General features: G+C 72.4%; 14 protein-coding genes. 5 read left to right on the top strand and 9 right to left on the bottom strand.

Features of this window, described 5'->3' with window-relative positions; translation table 11 throughout:
• Window positions 1-317: 317 nt before the first annotated feature.
• A complete protein-coding gene (locus tag BIU96_RS17620) occupies window positions 318-1085 on the bottom strand; it encodes an SDR family NAD(P)-dependent oxidoreductase (protein WP_071293876.1) in 768 nt (255 codons plus the stop codon).
• 81 nt (window positions 1086-1166) lie between these two features.
• On the opposite strand from BIU96_RS17620, the gene BIU96_RS17615 reads away from it, so the two are divergent.
• A complete protein-coding gene (locus BIU96_RS17615) occupies window positions 1167-2783 on the top strand; it encodes a hypothetical protein (RefSeq protein WP_071293875.1) in 1617 nt (538 codons plus the stop codon).
• Window positions 2784-2857: 74 nt separating this feature from the next.
• Here BIU96_RS17615 and BIU96_RS17610 read toward each other — a convergent pair whose 3' ends face one another.
• Genes BIU96_RS17610 through BIU96_RS17585 form a run of 6 tightly spaced genes read right to left on the bottom strand, consistent with a single transcriptional unit; the run spans window position 2858 to window position 9033 of the window.
• Window positions 2858-3775 carry a phosphogluconate dehydrogenase C-terminal domain-containing protein gene (locus BIU96_RS17610; protein WP_071293874.1) on the bottom strand — a complete coding sequence of 306 codons (918 nt, stop codon included), beginning with the start codon at window positions 3773-3775 and terminating at the stop codon, window positions 2858-2860.
• On the bottom strand, window positions 3772-4617 hold the full coding sequence (locus BIU96_RS17605; RefSeq protein WP_139200118.1) for a sugar phosphate isomerase/epimerase: 846 nt from the start codon (window positions 4615-4617) through the stop codon (window positions 3772-3774). The genes BIU96_RS17610 and BIU96_RS17605 overlap by 4 nt, the downstream gene beginning before the upstream one ends.
• Window positions 4614-5405: a triose-phosphate isomerase family protein gene (locus BIU96_RS17600; RefSeq protein WP_071293873.1), complete on the bottom strand. Its 792-nt coding sequence runs from the start codon at window positions 5403-5405 to the stop codon at window positions 4614-4616. The genes BIU96_RS17605 and BIU96_RS17600 overlap by 4 nt, the downstream gene beginning before the upstream one ends.
• Complete coding sequence (locus BIU96_RS17595) at window positions 5405-5890, bottom strand: ribose-5-phosphate isomerase (RefSeq protein ID WP_071293872.1); 486 nt, start codon at window positions 5888-5890, stop codon at window positions 5405-5407. Before BIU96_RS17595 ends, BIU96_RS17600 begins: the two co-directional genes overlap by 1 nt.
• A 24-nt stretch (window positions 5891-5914) precedes the next feature.
• Window positions 5915-7645 (bottom strand): dihydroxyacetone kinase family protein, encoded by a 1731-nt coding sequence (locus BIU96_RS17590; protein ID WP_071293871.1) that lies wholly within the window; start codon window positions 7643-7645, stop codon window positions 5915-5917.
• The gene (locus BIU96_RS17585; RefSeq protein ID WP_071293870.1) at window positions 7642-9033 is read right to left on the bottom strand and encodes an MFS transporter; all 1392 of its coding nucleotides are present in this window, start codon (window positions 9031-9033) and stop codon (window positions 7642-7644) included. Before BIU96_RS17585 ends, BIU96_RS17590 begins: the two co-directional genes overlap by 4 nt.
• Window positions 9034-9216: 183 nt before the next feature.
• On the opposite strand from BIU96_RS17585, the gene BIU96_RS17580 reads away from it, so the two are divergent.
• Window positions 9217-9969: a FadR/GntR family transcriptional regulator gene (locus BIU96_RS17580; protein WP_071293869.1), complete on the top strand. Its 753-nt coding sequence runs from the start codon at window positions 9217-9219 to the stop codon at window positions 9967-9969.
• 184 nt (window positions 9970-10153) lie between these two features.
• Here BIU96_RS17580 and BIU96_RS19210 read toward each other — a convergent pair whose 3' ends face one another.
• Window positions 10154-14110, bottom strand: a complete 3957-nt coding sequence (locus BIU96_RS19210) for an SGNH hydrolase domain-containing protein (protein WP_083403047.1) — start codon at window positions 14108-14110, stop codon at window positions 10154-10156.
• 483 nt (window positions 14111-14593) lie between these two features.
• Between BIU96_RS19210 and BIU96_RS17570 the strand changes: the two genes are divergently transcribed.
• The 3 genes from BIU96_RS17570 to BIU96_RS17560 all read left to right on the top strand — a co-directional run bounded on the left by BIU96_RS17570 (window position 14594) and on the right by BIU96_RS17560 (window position 18277).
• A complete protein-coding gene (locus BIU96_RS17570; RefSeq protein ID WP_071293868.1) occupies window positions 14594-15253 on the top strand; it encodes a bifunctional 2-polyprenyl-6-hydroxyphenol methylase/3-demethylubiquinol 3-O-methyltransferase UbiG in 660 nt (219 codons plus the stop codon).
• A gap of 76 nt (window positions 15254-15329) precedes the next feature.
• Window positions 15330-17270, top strand: a complete 1941-nt coding sequence (locus BIU96_RS17565) for a DUF6807 family protein (RefSeq protein ID WP_071293867.1) — start codon at window positions 15330-15332, stop codon at window positions 17268-17270.
• 458 nt (window positions 17271-17728) lie between these two features.
• A complete protein-coding gene (locus BIU96_RS17560) occupies window positions 17729-18277 on the top strand; it encodes a tetratricopeptide repeat protein (RefSeq protein ID WP_083403046.1) in 549 nt (182 codons plus the stop codon).
• 21 nt (window positions 18278-18298) lie between these two features.
• Here BIU96_RS17560 and BIU96_RS19990 read toward each other — a convergent pair whose 3' ends face one another.
• Window positions 18299-19729 carry a GAF domain-containing serine/threonine-protein kinase gene (locus BIU96_RS19990; protein WP_071293866.1) on the bottom strand — a complete coding sequence of 477 codons (1431 nt, stop codon included), beginning with the start codon at window positions 19727-19729 and terminating at the stop codon, window positions 18299-18301.
• Between the last annotated feature and the right edge of the window lie 250 nt (window positions 19730-19979).

Here is a 19979-nt window from a genome sequence, read left to right as displayed (position 1 = left end):
GCGGGCGGTTCGGCGGGCGGAGATTCGGCGTGAGCGACAGTTCTCGGGCTCCGGAGCACGAGAACTGTCGCTCAGCCCGAAACTCGTGCCGGGGCCGGGGCCGGGGCCGGGGCCGGGGCCGGAGCCGGAGCGCGGCGGGGCGCGGCCGTGCGGGTGGGCGGTGCGCGAAAGCGACAGATCGCGCGCGCCGACGTGCTTCGGGGCACCGAAGCAACAGATGGCCGCGGATGTTCGGCGGCCATCTGTCGCTTTCGCGAGTGGAGGCGGGCGGGCGGGCGGGCGGGCCGGGGCCCGGGGGCGCGACGCGGCGCGGCGCGCTACAGGCTCGTCATGCCGCCGTCGACGCGGAACTCGGCGCCGGTAGCGTACGAGGACTCCTCGCTGGCGAGGTAGACCATGATCCCGGTGACGTCCTCCGGCGTGCCGGGGCGGCCGAGCGGCGTCCGCGACACGATGGCCGCGCGCGACGCCGGGTCGCCCGAGATCGCCGACACGAGCGAGGTCTCCGTGTAGCCCGGCACGACCGTGTTCACGCGGATGCCGTCATGCGCGTAGGCCATCGCCGTCGCGCGGACGAGTGCGTGGATGCCGCCCTTCGTCGAGGAGTACGCGGCGAAGCCGGCGCCCTCGCCGTTCAGGCCGGTCGGGGACCCGGTCGCGATGATCGACCCACCGCTGCCGGCCGCCAGCATCGTCCGGACCGCGTGCTTCACCGTGAGGAAGGTGCCGGTGAGGTTGACCGCCACCGTCCGGTTCCAGGTCTCGAGCGAGACGTCGGCCACGGCGGCGTCGTGACCGAACAGCTGCACCCCGGCGTTCGCGACGACCACGTCGGGGGTCCATCCCTGCGCGACGAGTGCGGCGAACCCGGCCTCGACGCCGGCCTCGTCGGCGATGTCCATCGTGCACGCGACCGCGCGGTCGTCGGAGCCGGCGGCGGACGCCGCTCCCGAGGCAGCGGCGGCGTCGCGGTCGGCGTAGACCACGCGCGCGCCCTCGTCGACGAAGCGGTCGGCGATGGCGCGGCCGATCCCGGATCCGGCCCCGGTCACCAGTGCGGTCCTGCCGGTCAGTCGTGCGGTCATGCGGGCACTCCGTCCTCGGAGCGCCGTCGCTCCACGATCCCATCATTGCGCAACCGGTTGACCGACTGGTAGCAAGAGACCGTGAGCGACGACGACACGTGGGACCGGGCACCCGACTCCGAGGAGGTCGTCGCGGTCGGGCCCTGGCGCTTCGTCCTGCGCGGCACCGAGATCGCCGACGTGACGCACCGCGGGGTCCCGATCCTGCGGGCGATCCGGTTCGTCACCCGCGACCACGACTGGCGCACCGCCGACGACACCGTGCTGCGCCGCTCGCTCGAGGTGCGCGACGACGTCCCGAGCGCCCACGTCCGCATCGAGGCGACGAGCGGGTACGACGGAGTCACCGTTCTGCGGTACGCGCTCGACCTGTCGATCGACGGTGGCACCGTGGCGGTCGACGCCAGCGCGACCACGACCGCCCCGTTCCGCCGCAACCGCATCGGACTCGTCGTCCTGCACACGCCGACGCTGGCCGGCACGCCGTTCACGGTCCGGCACGCGTTCGCGCCGCCGACCGAGCAGGTCTTCCCCACGTGGATCGCGCCGCACCAGCCCGCGACCGACGTGGTCGGGTACGCGTGGACCGTCGACGGCATCGACGCCGAGCTGCACCTGTCCGGCGACTGCTTCGAGATGGAGGACCAGCGGAACTGGACCGACGCCTCGTTCAAGACGTACTCGACCCCGCTGTCCGAGCCGTTCCCCGTCCCGCTCGACGCCGGCACCGCGATCCACCAGTCCGTCGCGCTGCAGTGCGGTCCGGCGGGCGCGTTCCCGCCGCCGGGTCCGCTCCGACCGGGAGGCACGCCCTCCCCCGCCCCGGCCCTCGCGCTCCTGGACGGGTCGGCTCCCACCACCGCGGTCGCCCCGCCGCCGACCCTCCAGCTCCTCGCCGGGTCGGCTCCGGCCGCCGAGCGACCGGACGACGTCGCCCTGCTGACGGGCGTCCCGATCCTGGTCGAGCCGGTGCTCGGCGATCCGGACGCAGCCGCGGTCCTCGCCTCGGCCCGCCGGGACGCCGGCGGCGCACCGCTCGACGTCCGGTTCGTGACCGACGACCCGGAGGCGTTGCGCGCGGCCATCGACGCGGTGCTCGCCACGGGACCGGTCGTCCGGGTGGGCGCGGTCGACCCGACGACGCACGTGACCACACCCGCACTGCAGGACGCGCTCCGGGCAGCGGCACGGGCACACGACGGCCTCGAGGTCGTCGCCGGTACCCGCGCACACTTCACCGAGCTGAACCGGTCGATCGAACTGTTCCGCGCGTGGGACGGACCGCTCGCGTTCAGCGTCACGCCGCAGATGCACGACCGGTCCCGTGCCCAGGTGACCGAGTCGGTGCGGATGCAGCGCTGGGTGGTGATGAGTGCCTCCAGGCTGGCCGCCGGCAGGCCGCTCCACGTCGGACCGGTGACGCTGCGGCCGCGGCTCAACGCGGTGGCGACGTCACCCCGTCGCGTCGTGACGGACCCGACCGTCGTGCGTGGGTACGGGCCGCAGTCCGTGCCGGACGCGACCGATCCAGGGCAGCACTCGCGCGCCGCCGGCGAGTGGTTCGCCGCGTCCGTGGCGGCGCTCACGGTCCCCGGGGTCGCGTCGATCACGCTCGCAGAGGCGTGGGGACCGCGCGGTGTCGTGACGTCGGACGGTGCGCACTCCCCCGCTGCCCGGGTGTTCCGCTCCATCGGCTGACCACAGGGGAACGCCCCGCCGGAAGGGGGTCGGCGGGGCGTTCCGGTCTCTGTGCGGTCAGCGGCTGGTACTGATCAGCGGCGCACGGCGTCGATCTTGAGCATCTTGGCGATGACCGAGTCGAGCTCGCTGTCGTCGAAGACCTGCTTCCAGTCCTCCTTGATGAGCTTCTCGCGGCCGTAGCCCATCGCGATGTGGCAGGCGTCCGAGAACGGGTTCGAGCCACGGAGGCCGTTCGTCAGCGCGATCCAGGTGTGGCCGTAGAGCATGGCGCGGGCGGCCTCGCGGGGCACGCCGACACCCGTGACGGTCTCCTCGAGGGCGTCGTTGAGGAAGTCGCCGATCATGCAGGCGATGGTCTCGACGAGCGTCGGCTCGAGCACGGCGAGCTGCTTCACCGTGACCCAGTGCACCTGGATGACGGGCGCGTACATGGTCGTGATGACGGCCTCGGCGATCGCCTTGGCGGAGTCGCCCTCGTCACCGAGGGACTCGGATGCGTCGAAGGCCGCGATGACCTCCTGCGGGGCGGCGATGCCACCGAAGGTGTCGTCCCACTCCTCCTTGGTGGTCCGCTCGAGGAACACCGAAGGGTGGCACGGGTGCGCGACGGCGTAGTGGATGTCCTCGCGCTTGGCCAGGAGACCCGCGTAGGCGGCGGCCGGGTCGAGCGTCAGGATGCTGGCGCCCGACTTCATGACCGGGACGAGCTGCTCCGAGATGCTGCCGAGCAGGACGTCCGGCACGGCGAGGATCACGACGTCGGCGACCTTCGCGGCCTCGAGGCTGTCGGTGAGCTCGCGGCCGAGGGCCTGGATGCGCTCCTGGCCGGCGGGCGAGGCCTCGCTGTAGAGCGTCGTGTACTCGCTCTTCGCGAAGTTGTTCGAGACGCGGGTGCCCATCTTGCCGCCCGCACCGATCACGGCGACGGTGACGTCGGCCGTGCCGGATCCGGCAGCGACGGTGTGGGTGGTGGTGGCGGTGTCGGTCATGATTCCTGGCTCCTGATGTACTCGATGGTGTGTTCGGTCCACTCCGCCTCGATGCGGGTGGTGGTCTCGGCGGGTGTCTCGCCCGGTCGCGGTTCGGCGCCCGCGTGCTCGTCCTGCCACGGCAGCCAGAACTCGATCACCCGGTTGACGCCGCGGCGGTCGGGGTCGATCGCCGCTCGGACGGCGGCGTAGTCGAGGATCCCGGTGCCGGTGCGGACGCCGGTGTACTGGAACCCGACCCAGCCCGGTGAGCGGGTGAACGCGGAGTCCTTGACGTGCCAGTTCCGGGTGTGCGGGGCGGCGGCCGCGACGACCTCGGCGGGGTGTTCGAGCCGGGCGACGGTGTTCGCCGGGTCGAGGCAGATGCCGAGGTTGTCGGAGCCGATCGCCTGGACGACCGCGACGAGGTCGGCGGTGGCGACGACCTCGTAGGTCTCCAGCGCGAGGGTTACGCCCGCGCGCTCGTAGGCGGGGAGCGCCTGCCGCAGGCGTCGTTCGGTCTCGGCCGCGTCGGGCTGGTCGTCGCCGCTCGTCCACATGCTCCGCACGAGCGTTGCGCCGAGCTGCTGCGCGACGTGCAGGTACCGGGCGAGGTGCTCCGGCCGGGTGCCTCGGGTGCCGACCTCGAGCGCGAGACCGAGGTCGGCGGCCAGGGACCGGATCGAGGCCAGGCGCTCGTCGATCGCGGTGTCGAGCGGCAGGTGGTCGCAGATCTGGAAGAGGTCGACGCCGTCGTGGGACGCCGCGTCGCGCAGGGCGTCGTCGAGGGACATCGGCGACGGGGCACGGTCGGACATCCGCCAGAAGTAGGCGTAGGTGGAGAGGCCGAGCAGTGAGGTCACGAGGCCACCGCCAGCGCGTGTGCTTCGTCCAGGATCGTGCGGATCGCCTCGGGGTCGTGCGCGAAGCGGCCGAGGAACAGCCCACCAATGCGGCCCTGACCGCGGGTCAGCAGACCGGGTCCGGCGCTGCCGCCGTAGACGGCGACGGAGCCGGCGAGCTCGGGGAGCGTGGCGAGGTGCTGCTCGATCCCGTCGAGGACGGCGACGATGTGCTCGTCGGGCGCGGGCGCCGGGGCGCCGATCGCCCACACGGGTTCGTAGGCCGCGATGATCGGACCGGCCAGGCCGTCCGCGGTCGCGGTCGCCAGGAACCGGTCGAGCTGTGCGGTCACGTCCGCCACCGCCTCCGGACTGGAGGCACGGCTCGTCTCACCGACGCAGATCAGGGGCCGCAGGTGGTTGCGGAACGCCGCGTGCACCTTCCCGGCGATCTCGTCGTCCGTCTCGTGGAACAGGTCACGGCGCTCGGCGTGCGCGATCTCGACGAGGTCGACCCCGATCTCACGGAGCTCGGCGCCGGAGACCTCGCCGGTGAACGCGCCGCTGTCCGCCCACGCCAGGTCCTGCGCGCCGAGCGTGACCGGGGCCTCCCCGATCGCCTCGCGCACCGGGACGAGCGCGGGGAACGTCGGGATGACGAAGAGCTCCACCGCGCCGGACCGCACCGCGGGGTGCGTCCGGGCGATGTCGGCCACGGCGGCCGCCCACTCGAGCGTCCGGGCATGGCTGAAGTACATCTTGAGCGACACCCCGATCACCGTGGGGGCGGACGCCGTGGTCGCGGGCATCAGGCGTCGGTCCCGACCGGGGCGGAGCCGTCGTAGGAACAGATCGCCGCGACCTTCTCGGCGCTGGCGCTCGTCTGGTCGAAGGTGTAGCCGAGCCACTCCTTCGCCATCCGGCGGGCGACCTCGACGCCGACGACGCGCTGGCCCATGCAGAGGACCTGGGCGTCGTTCGACAGGATCGAGCGCTCCACCGAGAACGAGTCGTGCGCGGTCACGGCACGGATGCCGGGGACCTTGTTCGCCGCGATCGCGACGCCGAGCCCGGTGCCGCAGATCAGGATCGCGCGGTCGGCCTCGCCGTTCGCGACCAGGCGTGCGGCGTCCACGGCGACGTGCGGGTACGCGGTGTGGCCGTCGGCGTCGACGCCCACGTCGACGACGGACGCCACGCGGGGGTCCTTCGCCAGGTCGGCCTTGATGACCTCCTTGTAGTCGAAGCCGGCGTCGTCCGAGCCGACGACGATGCGGAACTGCTGCTCACTCATGCGGGTGTGCCTTTCGTGTGGGGGTCAGGCGGGGACGGCGATGGTCGACAGGACCGCGTCGGTGATGAGCGCGAACGAGATCGCGCCGGCGTCCGGGGTGCCGACGGCGTCCTCGCCGTGGGTGCGGGCGCGGCCCATCCGCGGGAGCAGGTCGGCCGTGGCGTCCGCCGCGGTCTGCGCTGCCGCGGACGCAGCGGACCAGGCGTCGACGAGTTCGTCGCCGGCCGCGACCCGTGCGGTGAAGACCTCGTCGAACGGCACGAGCGCGTCGACCATCGTCTTGTCGCCGGGGACCGCACCGAAGGCGAGGACCGCCTCGGTGGCGGCGTGTACCGCGCCCTGGACGGTGGCGGCCGACGGGCGTTCGTCGTCGCCGAGGACGCGACCCAGTGCCTCCAGGGCGGCTCCCCAGATCGCGCCGGACGTGCCACCGGCCTTGTCGGACCAGGCGTCGCCGGCGATCGCGAGGACGCTGCCGGCGCCGGCGCCGCGGGCGGCGGCGTCCTGTGCGGCCGCATCGGCGGCCGTCGAACCGCGCTGCATGCCGATGCCGTGGTCGCCGTCCCCGGCGACGGCGTCGATGCGGCCGAGTTCGTCGGCGTGCTCGTCGATCGTGGTGCGGATCGCGGTGATCGCCTCGGCGACCCGGGCGGCGGACGCCTGCGACGCCTCGGAGCCGGGGGTGACCGGTGCCTGGTCGTCGGCGGCGAGGGCCTCGGGCGCGAGCTGCTGCTGCGGGACGGCGCCGCCCTTGCGGTACGCGGGGCTGTCGGCGGGCGCGGCCCAGAGCTGCTCGAGTTCGTCGTCGAGCCAGAAGAGGGTCAGCGAGACGCCGGCCATGTCGAAGCTCGTGACGAGTTCGCCGACCTCGGGTTCGACGATCACGACGCCCGCGTCGGCGAGCTTGCGTTGCACGGCGCCGAAGACGACGAAGAGCTCCTCGTACTTCACGGAGCCGAGGCCGTTCAGGATCGGGACGACGCGGGGAGCGGTGGTGCCGTCGGTCTCGGCACCGTCGGGTCGCTCGGCGAGCAGCTTGTCGACGAGCAGGTCGGCCAGGCCGTCCGCCGTGGGGACGTCGGCCTCGGCGATGCCGCGTTCGCCGTGGATGCCCATGCCGATGGCCATGCGCCCCTCGGGGACGGTGAAGAGCGGCTCGTCGGCGCCGGGCAGGGAGCAGCCGGAGAAGGCGACGCCGAAGCTGCGGGTGCGGTCGTTGGCCCGGGTCGCGATCGCGGTGACCGCGTCGAGGTCGTCCCCGCGTTCCGCGGCCGCGCCGGCCACCTTGAACACGCAGAGGTCACCGGCGATGCCACGGCGCTTGTGCGCTTCGTCGGCGGGCGCGGACGCGACGTCGTCGGTCACCCTCACCGAGCGGACGTCGATGCCCCGGGCCGTCAGTGCCCGCGCGGCGGCGTCGAAGTTCAGGACGTCGCCGGCGTAGTTGCCGTAGGAGAGGAGGACGCCGCCGCCGTGCTCGGACGCCGTCGCGACCGCGGTCACCTGCTGGGCGCTCGGGCTGGCGAACAGGTTGCCCATCGCGGCGCCCGCGGCGAGCCCGTGGCCGACGAGTCCGCCGAACGCCGGGTAGTGGCCGGAGCCGCCGCCCACGACGAGTGCGACGGTGCCCTCCGGGCTGGTGGTGGAGCGGGCGACGCCGCCGTGCACCTTCCGGACGCGGGCGCGGTTCGCAGCGACGAAGCCGTCGACCATCTCGTCCGCGAAGTCGGCCGGGTCGTTGAACAGGCGGGTCATGCGGTGGTCTCCTGGGTGCTCGGGGACGTTGCTGCTGCCTCGGCCGCGGCCGTCGCTGCGTTCCGCTTGGTGTTCCGGCCGAGCACGAACATCAGGACGCTCGACAGCACCATGAAGAAGCCGACGATGAACATCGGGGCCTGGTAGCCGCCGGTCCACTCGCTCACCGCGCCGGTGATGTACGGGGCCGCGAAGCCGCCGAGGTTGCCGATCGTGTTGATGAGCGCGACGCCCGCTGCCGCTGCGGCACCGGTGAGGAACTGCGTCGGCACGGTCCAGAAGTTCGGCAGGGCGGCGAAGATGGCGCTGGCCGTGATCGCGATGACGGCGACGGTGGCGGCCGGGCTGTTCATGTAGAGCGCGACCGGGATGCTCAGACCGCCGACGAGCGCCGGGACCGCGATGTGCCAGACGCGGACTCCGCGGCGGAAGGCGTCACGCGACCAGAAGTACAGGACGACCGCGGCCGGGATGTACGGGATGGCCGTGATCATGCCCTTCTGGAACAGGTCGAACGTGGTGCCGAACTGCTCCTGGAAGCCGTCGATGATCGTCGGCAGGAAGAAGCTCAGCGCGTAGAGGCCGTAGATGAAGCCGAAGTAGACCGCGGCGAGCATCCACACGCGGCCGGAGCCGAACGCCGCACGGAGGCCGCCCTTCGCGTGGCCGGCACCCGTCTTCGCGGTGTTCTCCTTCGCCAGGGCACCCTCGAGCCACAGCTTCTCGTCCTCGTCGAGCCACTTCGCCTGGGACGGCTTGTCCTTGAGGACGAAGAGGCACAGGACGCCGACGATGATCGCCGGGATCGAGACGCAGAGGAACATGAAGCGCCAGCCGGCCAGTCCCCCGAGCAGGCCCTCGTGCGTCATCAGCCAGCCGGCGAGCGGCGAACCGATCACGCTGGTGAGGGGCTGCGCCAGGTAGAACAGCGCGAGCATCTTGCCGCGGTGGCGTGCCGGCACCCAGGTCGACAGGAACAGGATCGCGCCGGGGAAGAAGCCGGCCTCGGCGATGCCGAGCAGGAAGCGCAGGCCGACGAGCTGCGGGTAGTTCTGCACCCACGTGAAGAGCAGCGAGACGATGCCCCACGTGATCATGATGCGCGCGAGCCAGACCCGGGCGCCGAACTTGTGGAGCGCCAGGTTGGACGGCACCTCGAGCACGAGGTAGCCGATGAAGAACACCCCGGAGGCGAACCCGAACTGGGCGGCGGTCAGACCGAGGTCCGCCTCCATGCCGTTCGGGGCCGCGAAGGAGATCGCGGTGCGGTCGAGGAAGTTGATGAAGAACATCAGTGCCACGAACGGCACGATGCGGATCGCGATCTTGCGGATGGCCGTCTTCTCGACGACCGAGGTGGGGATGCCTCGCGTGGCGGGGATGTCCACGATGACTCCTGCTCGGTGGGGGTGGTTCGGCTCCTGGCCCGGCTGCTGCGCCCGGCACGGAGTGGACGCCTCGGTGCGCCGGAGACCAGTGTGCGCGGTCGTTCTGGACTTGTCAACCGGTTGACCATTTTGCGGCGGTGGACGCGCTGCTGGAACCGGTTGACCGACCGGTACGCTCACTGCATGCCCGCGTTCAGCGAGAACGACCCCCTCAACATCCGGCTCGAACTCGAGTCCGTCCCGGCCGGGTCCCCCGCCTCCGAGGTCGCCCGGCAGCTGGTCTCCCTGCTGACCGCCGGCGACCTGGCACCCGGTTCGCGGCTGCCGTCCGAGCGCGTGCTCGCGGAGCGGCTCGGCGTCGGCCGGTCCGCGGTGCGCGAGGCCCTCGCCGCGCTCGAGATCCTCGGCATCGTGCAGATCCGCCCCGGGTCCGGCACCTACCTGCGCGGTGGGATGTCCGACCTGCTGCCGACGACACTGTCGTGGGGGCTCATGCTCGCCTCGAACCGGACGCGCGAGCTCCTCGAGATCCGGTCGTCGCTCGAGCGGACCGCCGCGATCCTCGCCGCCCAGCGGGCCACCCCGGCGCAGCTCGACGAACTGCAGACGTACCTCGACCGGCAGCAGACGGCGCTCGACGATCCGGACGCCTTCATCGACGCCGACGTCCGCTTCCACGTGCTGCTCGCCCGCGCCGCCGGGAACGACGTGCTCGCCGACCTGCTGCAGAGCCTGCGGTCGATGCTCAGCGTGTGGGTCGGACGCCGGGTGCGCACGCGGCAGGCCACCGAGGCGGCGTACGACGAGCACCGGGCGATCCTCGAGGCGCTGCGGTCGGGCGACGTGCTCGGGGTGCAGCGGGCGATGGACGAACACATGGCCACGGCGAGCGCCCGCATCGAGAACGCCGAGCCGGTGCCGGTCGACGAGGCCTAGCCCCGCGACCCGGCGCGGCCCGGCGCAGGTCAACGAGGCCGAGCCCCGCGAAAGCGACAGTTCGCGCGAACCTGACGCGGTCGGGGACGCCGAAGCGACAGTTCGCCGCGGAACTTCGGCGGCGAACTGTCGCTTTCGCGGAAACGGCGGGCGGAGACGGGGCCGGGGCCGGGGCCCGCCCCGCCTACGACGCGCGCAGCAGCGGCGCCACCAGCGGCTCGAGCCACCGGCTGTACGCCGTCGACATGTGCGTCTGGTCGCGGTACACGAGCTTGTCCTGCACCACCACCGGGCACCCGTCGTCGGTGCAGAACCAGTCGCGGGGCTCCACGGTCGGCACCCCCGCCGCCCGCACGGTCTCGGCGACGTCCTCGTGGCGGCCGGAGACCGCGTACGCCTGCTTCTCCGACTGGTTGCACTCCCCCACCGTGTCGAGGTGCTCGGCCACGCAGGACACCGCGTCGCCCTCCGGCACCGGGGTGTCGAGCATGTACACGGTCTTGACGCCCGCGGCCTGCATCGTCGCCGCGGTCTCGGCGGTGCCGTCCGCCCAGGTCGTGTTCGACACCTGCTTGCCGGGCACGTTGTCCGACTGCGCCATCACGACGAGGTCGGGGTCGAGCGCCTTGATCCGCTTCATCGAGGCGTCGCGCCACGTCGGGCACTCCGTGTAGACCCGCTTCAGCGAGGAGTTGAACAGCTCGACGTCCTGCGCGACCGGGCACGCGGCCTTCGTCCACGCCACGACCTTCCACCCCTCGGACTTGCCGGCGGCGTCGAGCGCGGGGAGCCACTGCTGCGCGTGCGAGTCCCCCCAGAGCACCACCGTCTTCGCGCCGTCCGGGTCGCCGTAGACGCACGCCTTCTGCTGGATCTGCAGGTAGCCCGCGTGGCAGCCGTTGTCGGTGGAGTCCGGTTGGTCGTCCGCGGCCTCGGTGAGCCCCGGGGTCAGGTTGGTCGGCACGTCCGAGGTCCGCAGCGCCGACTGGATCGTCGTCTGGATCTCCTTCGAGTCGCCCTGGTCGAGCGTCGCCGCCTGCACGGTGCCGCCGCTGCCGACGAGTGCGGGGACGGAGAACACGACCACGACCGCGGTCGCCGTCGTCACCGCGGCCGCCGCCGCACCGACCGCCGCCCAGCGGATCCGCTTCCAGCGCGCGCGGGCCGAGGGCGACTCGATGAGGTGGTAGGTGATGGTCGCGACCCAGAGGGCGACCGCCATCACCTCGAGCTTCTCGACCCATCCGAGGTCGCGGTTCACCATCACGGGGACGAGCACGACCATCGGCCAGTGCCACAGGTACCAGCCGTACGAGACCTTGCCGATCGCCTGGAACGGCTTGAGCTGCAGGACGGTCTCGACGGACCCCCGCCGGTAGACCCCACCGCCGGCGATGACGGCGCAGGCGCCGAGCACCGGCAGGAGTGCGGCGGTGCTGGGGAACGGCGTCTCGTCCGAGTACACGAACGCGCTCGCCAACACGGCGCCGAGCCCGAGCCAGGTCAGGCCGACCTGCAGGACCCCGGGGATCTTCGCCACGTACCGGGCGCCGATCGCCAGGAACGCACCGGCCGCCAGCTCCCACGCGCGGGTCTGCATCGAGAAGTACGCCAGGGGCGAGTCGTGCGCGGTGATCGTCACCGACGCCCACATCGAGCCGGCGAAGACGAGGGTCACGACGGCGGTCATCGCCAGCTTGCGGTGCCGCTTCCACAGCACGAGCGCCAGGGTCAGCACGAGTGGCCAGAGCAGGTAGAACTGCTCCTCGACGCCGAGCGACCAGAAGTGCTCGAGCGGCGAGGCCGGTCCGTCGGCGGCCTGGTAGTCGACGCCCTGCGCGGCGAGCCGGTAGTTCAGCGCAAAGAACGTCGCCGCGACGCCGTCCCACGCCACGTTCGAGGCCCGCAGGATCGAGTCGAACACCCGGGTCGCGACCACGGTCACGGCGATGACGAGGAGCGCGGTCGGCAGCAGTCGCCGGATGCGACCGGCGTAGAACGAGCCGAAGTCGATGCGGCCCTTCCGGTCGATCTCCCGCAGCAGCTGCCCGGTGATGAGGAACCCGGAGATCGCGAAGAACACGTCCACCCCGACGTACCCACCCGTCAGGACCGGCGCACCCGTGTGGTAGATCACCACGAGCAGCACCGCGATCGCCCGGAGCCCCTGGATGTCCGGCCGGAACACGCGCGGCCCGACGGCCTGCGGGCGCTCGGCCTGCACCGGCTCCTCGATCGGGGCCGCGGACGCCGGCAGCGCGACCGGGTCGAGCCGCTCACCGAACGCAGGTGGTGCGTCCGGCCGGGAGGCGCGGCTCGGCTCCGGCGCGACGTCGACCGGTGACGACGGGGTCACCGCCGGGGACAGCGGCGGTGCCGGCAGGGTGGTGGCGGTCGCGTCCGCCGCCGTCACCGAGGCGAGTGCGGGGGTGGAAGCCGCCACCGGCACGGCGTGGGCCGACCTGCGGGCGGTGAGTCGCGCCTCCCGGCGGTCGGCACGCACCTGATTGCGGGCAGCCCGCTTCGGCGACGGGACCGACAGGAAGAGCATCGGGACCTGCACGTAGGCGTGGATCGCGGCCAGGATCCACATCGCCCAGAGCATGTCGAAGCCGTACCGGACCGTCGCCCAGGCGAGTCCCGACCACGTGACGAGCAGCGAGACGGACACCGTGATCCGCATCACCCGGGCGATCTGCGTGCCGAGGGGCGTGGTGACCTTCTTCGCGGCGCCGGTCGGCACCCACTCCCGCGTCTTGCCGGTGAGCACGTGCACGATCGCGACGGCGTGGGCGAACGAGTACAGCGACTGGATGCGCAGGACGTCGATCCGCCACCGCGACTTGTACATGATCGGGACGACCACGAGCCACATGACCATCGCGCCGAGCAGCCAGATCGAGTTCTGCGGCTGGATCCACTGCGGCAGCCCGAACAGCATCACGAGCCCGGGCAGCGGCGACAGGAACACGTTCACCGCTGTGGAGATGTAGTAGAGGAAGCCGGACCAGAAGCACATCCGCTGGCGGAGGCTGATGTGCGGGTTCTCGTGGAAGGTGGTGTCGGCCAGCAGCGACATCGACCCCGTGCACCAGCGGTACTGCTGATTGAGGAACGACGCCAGGTCGTCCGGGCACATGCCCTTCGACACCAGGATCGGCACGTAGCGGACCAGGAACCCGACGCGCATCAGGTTGACGCCGGTGTGGACGTCCTCGGAGTGGCCGATCTGGGCGAAGCCACCCGCCTGCTCGAGTGCCGCACGACGGTAGATGGCGCACGTGCCGACGCAGATCGCCGCGTTCGACCGGTCGCGGGCGGGCTGGATCCAGCGGTAGAAGAGCTCCTGCGTGGCTCCAGCGGTGCGCTGCAGCCAGTGCATGCCCTTCCGGGCGTCGAAGAACTGCGGCGACTGCACGATGCCGAGGCCCTGGTCGTCGAAGTACGGCACCAGCTCGTGCAGGTAATCGGCGCGCGGCACGAAGTCGGCGTCGAACACCGCGATGAGGTCGCCGTCCGACTGCTCGTAGCCGTGCCGCAGGTTGCCGGCCTTCTTGAGGTGGCCCCGGTTCGGCCGGACCTCGTACCGGTAGCCGTAGCGGCGGGCGAGCTCGGCGACCTCGGGGCGGTCGCCGTCGTCGAGGACGTACACCGTCAGGGTCGTCGGCCAGCGGAGCTTCGACACCCAGTAGTAGGTGTTCTCGAGGATCGCGATCGGCTCCCCCGCTGTCGGGAGGAACACATCCACCGTCGGGTACCGGTCCGGCTGCCAGGAGCTGACCCGTTCGATGTGGTCGCGCTTCCGGAACCGCTTGCGGCGCGAGCTCGTGCTGAGCGAGATGAGCAGCGTCAGGCAGTACAGCGTCGTCGGGATGAGGAACAGCAGCAGGCCCGGCGCCGACGTCGAGAAGCGCCAGATGCTCGAGGCGATGAGGGCGAAGGCGGCGGCCTGGGCGAACAGCATCCAGCGGTGCTGCCGGCCCATGTACCAGTACTTCTCGCGGTCGGTGGGTGGGGCGGGGAGGTACTCGTCCGCTCCGGGGCGCGGCGGCTGGTGCGCCGGAGCGGAGCTGGTCGCGGTGGCGCTGGTCGCGGTCGATGCGTCGTGGCGCGCGTCGACCGCTGTGTCCGTGGACGTCATATCGGGCCTTCCCCTGGATCAGGCGTGACGAGATGGCGTTGCAGTGGTGCGGGTGCGGGTGCGGGTGCTGCTGCGGGTGCGTGTTCGCGTGCGGGTGCTGCGTTTCGCGTGCGGGTGCTGCGTGTTCGCGTGCCGTGGTGCTGCGTGTTCGCGTGCCGTGGTGCTGCGTGTTCGCGTGGGCCGTGTTCGCGTGCTGCGCTTGTTCGCGTGCTGCGTGTTCGCGTGCGTGGTTCGATGGTGATCGTTCCTCGGCCATCGTGAGTGACCAGAGGGTTACGTCGACCTGGCAGTGTGCCCCTCGAACGGGGGACAGCCGTCCCCCGCATGGTCCCCGACTCCGGACCGCATCGGCGCGCCGGTGCCGATCAGGCGCTGTCCCCCTCGCATTCCTCCTCTCGGGTCAGTCGACGCACGCGAAGCACTTCGTTGCCGCTCCGGCAACGTCGCTTGTCCGTCACACGCGGGATGCGGTGAACTGCGGGCATGCACACCCACGACGTCTCCCCCGGCTCCTCGGCTCGCGACTGGTGGGAGGCCCGGTACGCCGAGCGGGACGGCATCTGGTCCGGGCGGGTGAACGCCGTGCTCGCGTCGGTCGCCGAGGCCGTGCCGGTCGGGCGGGCGCTCGACCTCGGGTGCGGCGAGGGCGGCGACGTCGTCTGGCTCGCCGAGAACGGGTGGGACGCGACCGGGATCGACCTGTCCGTGACCGCGGTCGAACGGGGTTCGCGGGCAGCGGTCGCGGCCGGGGTGGAGGACCGGACGGCGTTCGTCGCGGCCGACCTCGGGTCGTGGGACACGGCGGCGCGGTTCGACCTGGTGACGGCGTCGTTCCTGCAGTCGTGGCCGGTCGAGATCCCACGAGCCGCGATCCTGCGCCACGCGGCCGGGTTCGTGGCGCCGGGCGGACACCTGCTCGTGACCGCGCACGCCGCCCCGCCGCACGGGGACCTGCCGGAGGAGATGCGGTCGTACCGCTTCCCGACGCCGGCGGACGACCTCGCGGCGCTCGACCTCGACGACACCTGGGAGGTCGTCACCGCCGAGCTCCGCCCGCGGACCGCGACGGCTGCAGACGGAACGGCGCACGAGACCGCGGACAGCGTGGTGCTCGCCCAGCGCGGGCTCGCCCGGCGCGGGTGAGCCGGCGCGGGTGAGCCCGGCGCGGGTGAGCCCGGCGCGGGTGAGCCGGGGCCCTGCACCGGGTAGCGTTCCGGGTGTGAGCACCGACGCCGCGACCAGGACGCTGCCCGGCGTCGTGCTGGTCGGGGCCCGCGGCTACGGCCTGCACCACCGCGCGGACATCGACCGCCTCGCCGCCGCCGGCACCTGCACGCTGACCGCTGTCATCGACCCGGCGCTCGGGACGACGACCGACGGTGGCGTCCCCGTGGTGTCCGACGTCGTCGCCGCGCGGGAGCACGGCCCCGTCGATGTGGTGGTCGTCGCCGCCCCGATCCCCGCGCACCTCCCGCTCGCCCTCGCCGCGCTCGACGCTGGCGCCGACGTCCTGCTCGAGAAGCCCCCGGTGACCACCCGCGCCGCGCTCGCCACCCTGCTCGACGCCGAGCGCCGCACCGGCCGGGTCGTGCAGGTCGGCTTCCAGAGCCTCGGGTCGGACGCGCTGCCGGCGTTCCGCGACGGCTCCCTGGTCGGCACGGTCCGGTCGGCTGCGGCCGTCGGCACCTGGACCCGGAACCAGGCCTACTGGGACCGTTCGCCGTGGGCCGGCCGGCGTCGGGTCGGCGGTGTCGACGTGCTCGACGGCGTGGTCACGAACCCGCTCGCGCACGCCGTCGCGACCGCCCTCGCACTCGTCGGGTGCCGCCGGGCGTCCGATGTCGCGCGCGTCGAGGTGGAGCTCCACCGGGCGAACGACATCGAGGGCGACGACACCTCGGCCGTCCGCGTGACCACGACCGCCGGACTCGAGGCCACCGCGGCGCTCACCCTGTGCGGACCGACCGAGGTACTGCCGACGGTACGGGTGCGCGGGACGACCGGGGACGCCGTCCTGCACTACACCGAGGACGAGGTCACCCTGGGCGACGAGACCGTGGGCAGCACGACCCGGCACCTCGGACGCACCGCCCTGCTCGAGAACCTGCTCGCACACCGCGCCTCGGGCGAGGACCTGGTCGTGCCGCTGGTCTCGACCGGCGCCTTCGTCGAGGTGCTCGAGGCCGTCCGCGCCGCCGAACCGGTCCGCATCGACCACCCCTGGGTGACCTGGGAGGGCGACGGACCCGCACGGCGCCCCCTCGTCGCCGACGTCGAGGCGCTCGTCGACCGGGCGGCGGACGCCCGCGCGCTCTTCTCCGAGGTCGGGGCACCCTGGGCGCACACCACCCGCGACGAGGTGCTGGACGAACTCGTGGTCGACGGCACCCGGGTCGCGACGGTGCTCGACGGCGGCGGCACGATCGCGACGTCGTCCCCGCGTCCGTACCTGCACCCGGTCCGGACCCTCGGCGGGACGACCGTCAGCGCCCACCACCCCGCGGACCACGACTGGCACTGCGGCGTCGGGTTCGCGATCCCGGACGTCGACGGCGTGAACTGCTGGGGTGGCCCGACCTACGTGCACGACGAGGGCTACGTCCGGCGCGACGACCACGGCACCGGCACCGTCCCGCGTGCCGAACAACACGGGCCGACGCTCCGGCAGGAGGTCGTCTGGCTCGGCCCCGACCGCGCGGTGGTCCTGCACGAGGACCGGTCGCTCGCGTGGCGGCCGGTCGACGCCGGATGGGAGCTGACGTGGTCGTCGTCGTTCCGGACCCCGGGTGCGGAGGTCGTCCGGCTCGGTGGCCCCGGCAGCAACGGCCGGGTCGGCGCGGGCTACGGCGGCTTCTTCTGGCGGTTCCCGGAGTGCACGGGCATCCGGGTGCGCACCGCCGACGCCGAGGGCGAGGACGCCGTGCACGGCTCGGTCGCGCCGTGGATCGAGTGGTCGGCGGTGTTCGACGGCGGTCCCGCCACGATCCGGATCGAGGCGGTCGGCCACCACGACCCGTGGTTCGTCCGCGCCGCCGAGTACCCCGCCGTCGGCTCCGCGCTCGCCTGGCGGTCCCCCGCCCTGGTCAGTCCCGGCGTCCCCCTGGTCCGGACGTTCCGCGCCACGGTGTCCGACGGCGCCGCCACCACCGCCGCCGGGTAGCGCGCTGTCGTCAGTTGCGCACGCAACGAGCGACACGGCACCTGTCGAACGACGAGCACCTTGCCGCAAGATGCACGCGCAACAGTTGCGCACGCAACAACCGACAGAGCACTTGTCGAACGACGAGCACGTTGTCGCAGCGTGCACACGCAAGGAGCGACACGGCACCTGTCGAACGACGAGCACGATGTCGCACGATGCCCACGCAACAGTTGCGCACGCAACAAGCGCCAACGTGCCTGTCGAACGACGAGCACCTTGTCGCAAGATGCACGCGCAAGAGTTGCACACGCAACAAGCGACACGACACCAGTCGAACGACGAGCACCTTGTCGCAAGATGCACACGCAACAGTTGCGCACGCGACAAGCGACACCGCACCTGTCGAACGACGAGCACGCTGTCGCAAGGTGCACACGCAACGACGTCCCCCGTCCTCACCGCACTACCCTGACCACATGACCGAGACGCATCGCGCGACCACCGACGCACTGGAGGCGCGTTGCGGCGCCGCCACGGGCCTCCAGGCCGAGACGTGGGAACGTCAGGTGGCCGCGCTGTGGGCCGACGAGTCCGTCGACGACCAGACGCGGGTCGCGCGCATGCGCGAGCTCGCGGCGCAGGCGAGGCACCAGGCGCTCGGGGCGTTCGAACTCGGCGGGTCCCTCGACTCGGCCGGCCACGAGGCCGAGGCGGACGTGCACTACACGGCCGCGACCGCTGCCGGGCTGGCCGAGGTCGACCCGGTCCGCGCCGCACAGCTCGTGGTGCAGCACGCGTCGACGCTCCGGAACCTCGGCCGGGTGGACGAGGCGATCACGATGCTGCGTGACGCACCGGAGCACCCCGCGACAGGTGCGGCTCCGCGGGTGTTCCTCGCGCTCGCCCTGCACAGCGCGGGGCGGCACGACGAAGCGCTCCGGGTCGCGATCGAGGCCGTCGAGCCGACGCTGCCCCGCTACAACCGGTCGGTCCGTGCCTACGCGGCGGCGCTCACCGAAGGCTGACGGCCTACGACGGGTGCCGGCTCACCGGCGTGTGACGGGGATCGACTCGTTCGTGGTGCGGAGTGACTCCTGCCGGAGCTCGAGCTGCGTGACGGCGAGCGCGGCGAGGTCGCGTAGGTTCTCGAGGTCCGCCTCGGTCGCCTGGCGCGGACGGGTGTCGAGCACCGCCAGGGTGCCGATCGCCGTCCCGTCGTGCTTCACCAGCGGCACGCTCACGTAGAAGCGAATGCCGAGCGGGCCGGTCACGAGCGGACTGTTCTGCATCTCCGGGTGCGTCGAGCCGTCCGGGATCACGACCGGCATCGGCACGGGCGCGAAGCCGTTCCGGAAGCTGATGCTGCGCGCCGACTCGTCGACGCCCTCGGCGATGTACGACTGCGCCCACTCGCGGTCCTCGTCGAGGACCTCGACCAGGGCGATCGGGGCGTCGAACAGCCGCGCCGCCATGGCCGTCGTGCGCTGGAGCGCCTCGTCGGGCAGTTCGTCGAGCGTCGCCGGACGGGCGGTGTCGGCGGCGTGCGGGGCTGCGCCGGCGTGCTGGGGAGCGTCCGTCGTGTTCGAGTGTGCTGCGTCGGCCGTGGTGTCGATGACCCGGTCGGCGGCGGCGGTGTCGGCGATGACGACGTCGCGCAGGAGCGTCACGAGCTCGGCGCCGGCCGGACGGTCCTGCGGGTCCTGCGCGGTCATCGCGCGGAGGAGCGACTTCCAGTGCTCGGGCAACGGCTCGGGTACGACGGGGTCGCGGGACAGCCGCGCGACCGCGGACTCGACGAGGGAACCCGGGAACTCCCGGCGACGGGTGAAGCACTGGAGCAGCACGAGGCCGAGCGAGTACACGTCGCTCGCCGGGCCGACGTCGCCGCCCCGCGCCTGCTCGGGGCTGAGGTACGCGGCGGTCCCCGTGGTCACGCCGTCGGCCGTCAGCCGTTCGACCCCTGCGGCGAGCGCGATGCCGAAGTCCGTCAGCCGGGCGCGGGCGCGGTCGGAGTCGTTGCCGTAGTCGACGAGCAGGATGTTCGACGGCTTGATGTCCCGGTGCACGACCCCGTGGGCGTGGATGTAGTGGAGCGCCTCGGCCATGTCGTAGCCGATCTCGGCGACGTGCCGCGAGGCGAGCGGCCCGACGCCCAACCGCTCCTCGAGGTCCTGCCCGACGACGAGCGCCATCACGATGAAGCGCTGCTGCGTGCCGTCCTGGCCGGTGAGGACGCCGGCGTCGAGCAGGCTGACGAGGTTGTGGTGCTCGAGCGAGGCGAGGACGCCGAGCTCGGCCTCTTGCCGGGCGATGTCGACGATGCCGGAATGGAACACCTTGACCGCGACCGGGCGGTGCAGGCTCTCGTCCACACCGCGGTACACGACGGACATCCCGCCCTGCCCGATCGCCGCTTCGAGGCGGTACCGCCCGTCGAGGAGCGCTGATCGCTCCTCGTGTCCTTCGGTCGGACCCATCGCACCCTCGTTCTCGGCAGCAGCACGCAACGATGCATCATCGCATCGCGGCGCGCGGCACGCCGACACGACCACGTTCTCTGGCCGAACAGCGCGTCCCGCGGGCGACCCCCGAGATCGCGCTTTGGCGGCCCGTCGCCGTCGGTCGCGCGCCGTCGAGATCGCACGTTCGCGGCCCGTCGCCGGCGGTCGCGCGCCGTCGAGATCGCACTTTCGCGACCAGGAGCCGGCGCGAAGGCCGCCGAAGTGC

The organism is Curtobacterium sp. MCBA15_008, from assembly GCF_001865065.1.
In the GTDB taxonomy this organism is placed as follows: domain Bacteria; phylum Actinomycetota; class Actinomycetes; order Actinomycetales; family Microbacteriaceae; genus Curtobacterium.
This window is presented reverse-complemented; position numbering and strand designations above follow the sequence as displayed.

Coding starts and splice junctions, on each gene's coding strand:
- BIU96_RS17595 (WP_071293872.1), bottom strand. CDS start 5,890: ATGAGTGAGCAGCAGTTCCGCATCGTCGTCGGCTCGGACGACGCCGGC.
- BIU96_RS17580 (WP_071293869.1), top strand. CDS start 9,217: ATGCCCGCGTTCAGCGAGAACGACCCCCTCAACATCCGGCTCGAACTC.
- BIU96_RS17570 (WP_071293868.1), top strand. CDS start 14,594: ATGCACACCCACGACGTCTCCCCCGGCTCCTCGGCTCGCGACTGGTGG.
- BIU96_RS19990 (WP_071293866.1), bottom strand. CDS start 19,729: ATGGGTCCGACCGAAGGACACGAGGAGCGATCAGCGCTCCTCGACGGG.
- BIU96_RS17600 (WP_071293873.1), bottom strand. CDS start 5,405: ATGCCCGCGACCACGGCGTCCGCCCCCACGGTGATCGGGGTGTCGCTC.
- BIU96_RS17560 (WP_083403046.1), top strand. CDS start 17,729: ATGACCGAGACGCATCGCGCGACCACCGACGCACTGGAGGCGCGTTGC.
- BIU96_RS17620 (WP_071293876.1), bottom strand. CDS start 1,085: ATGACCGCACGACTGACCGGCAGGACCGCACTGGTGACCGGGGCCGGA.
- BIU96_RS17590 (WP_071293871.1), bottom strand. CDS start 7,645: ATGACCCGCCTGTTCAACGACCCGGCCGACTTCGCGGACGAGATGGTC.
- BIU96_RS17610 (WP_071293874.1), bottom strand. CDS start 3,775: ATGACCGACACCGCCACCACCACCCACACCGTCGCTGCCGGATCCGGC.
- BIU96_RS19210 (WP_083403047.1), bottom strand. CDS start 14,110: ATGACGTCCACGGACACAGCGGTCGACGCGCGCCACGACGCATCGACC.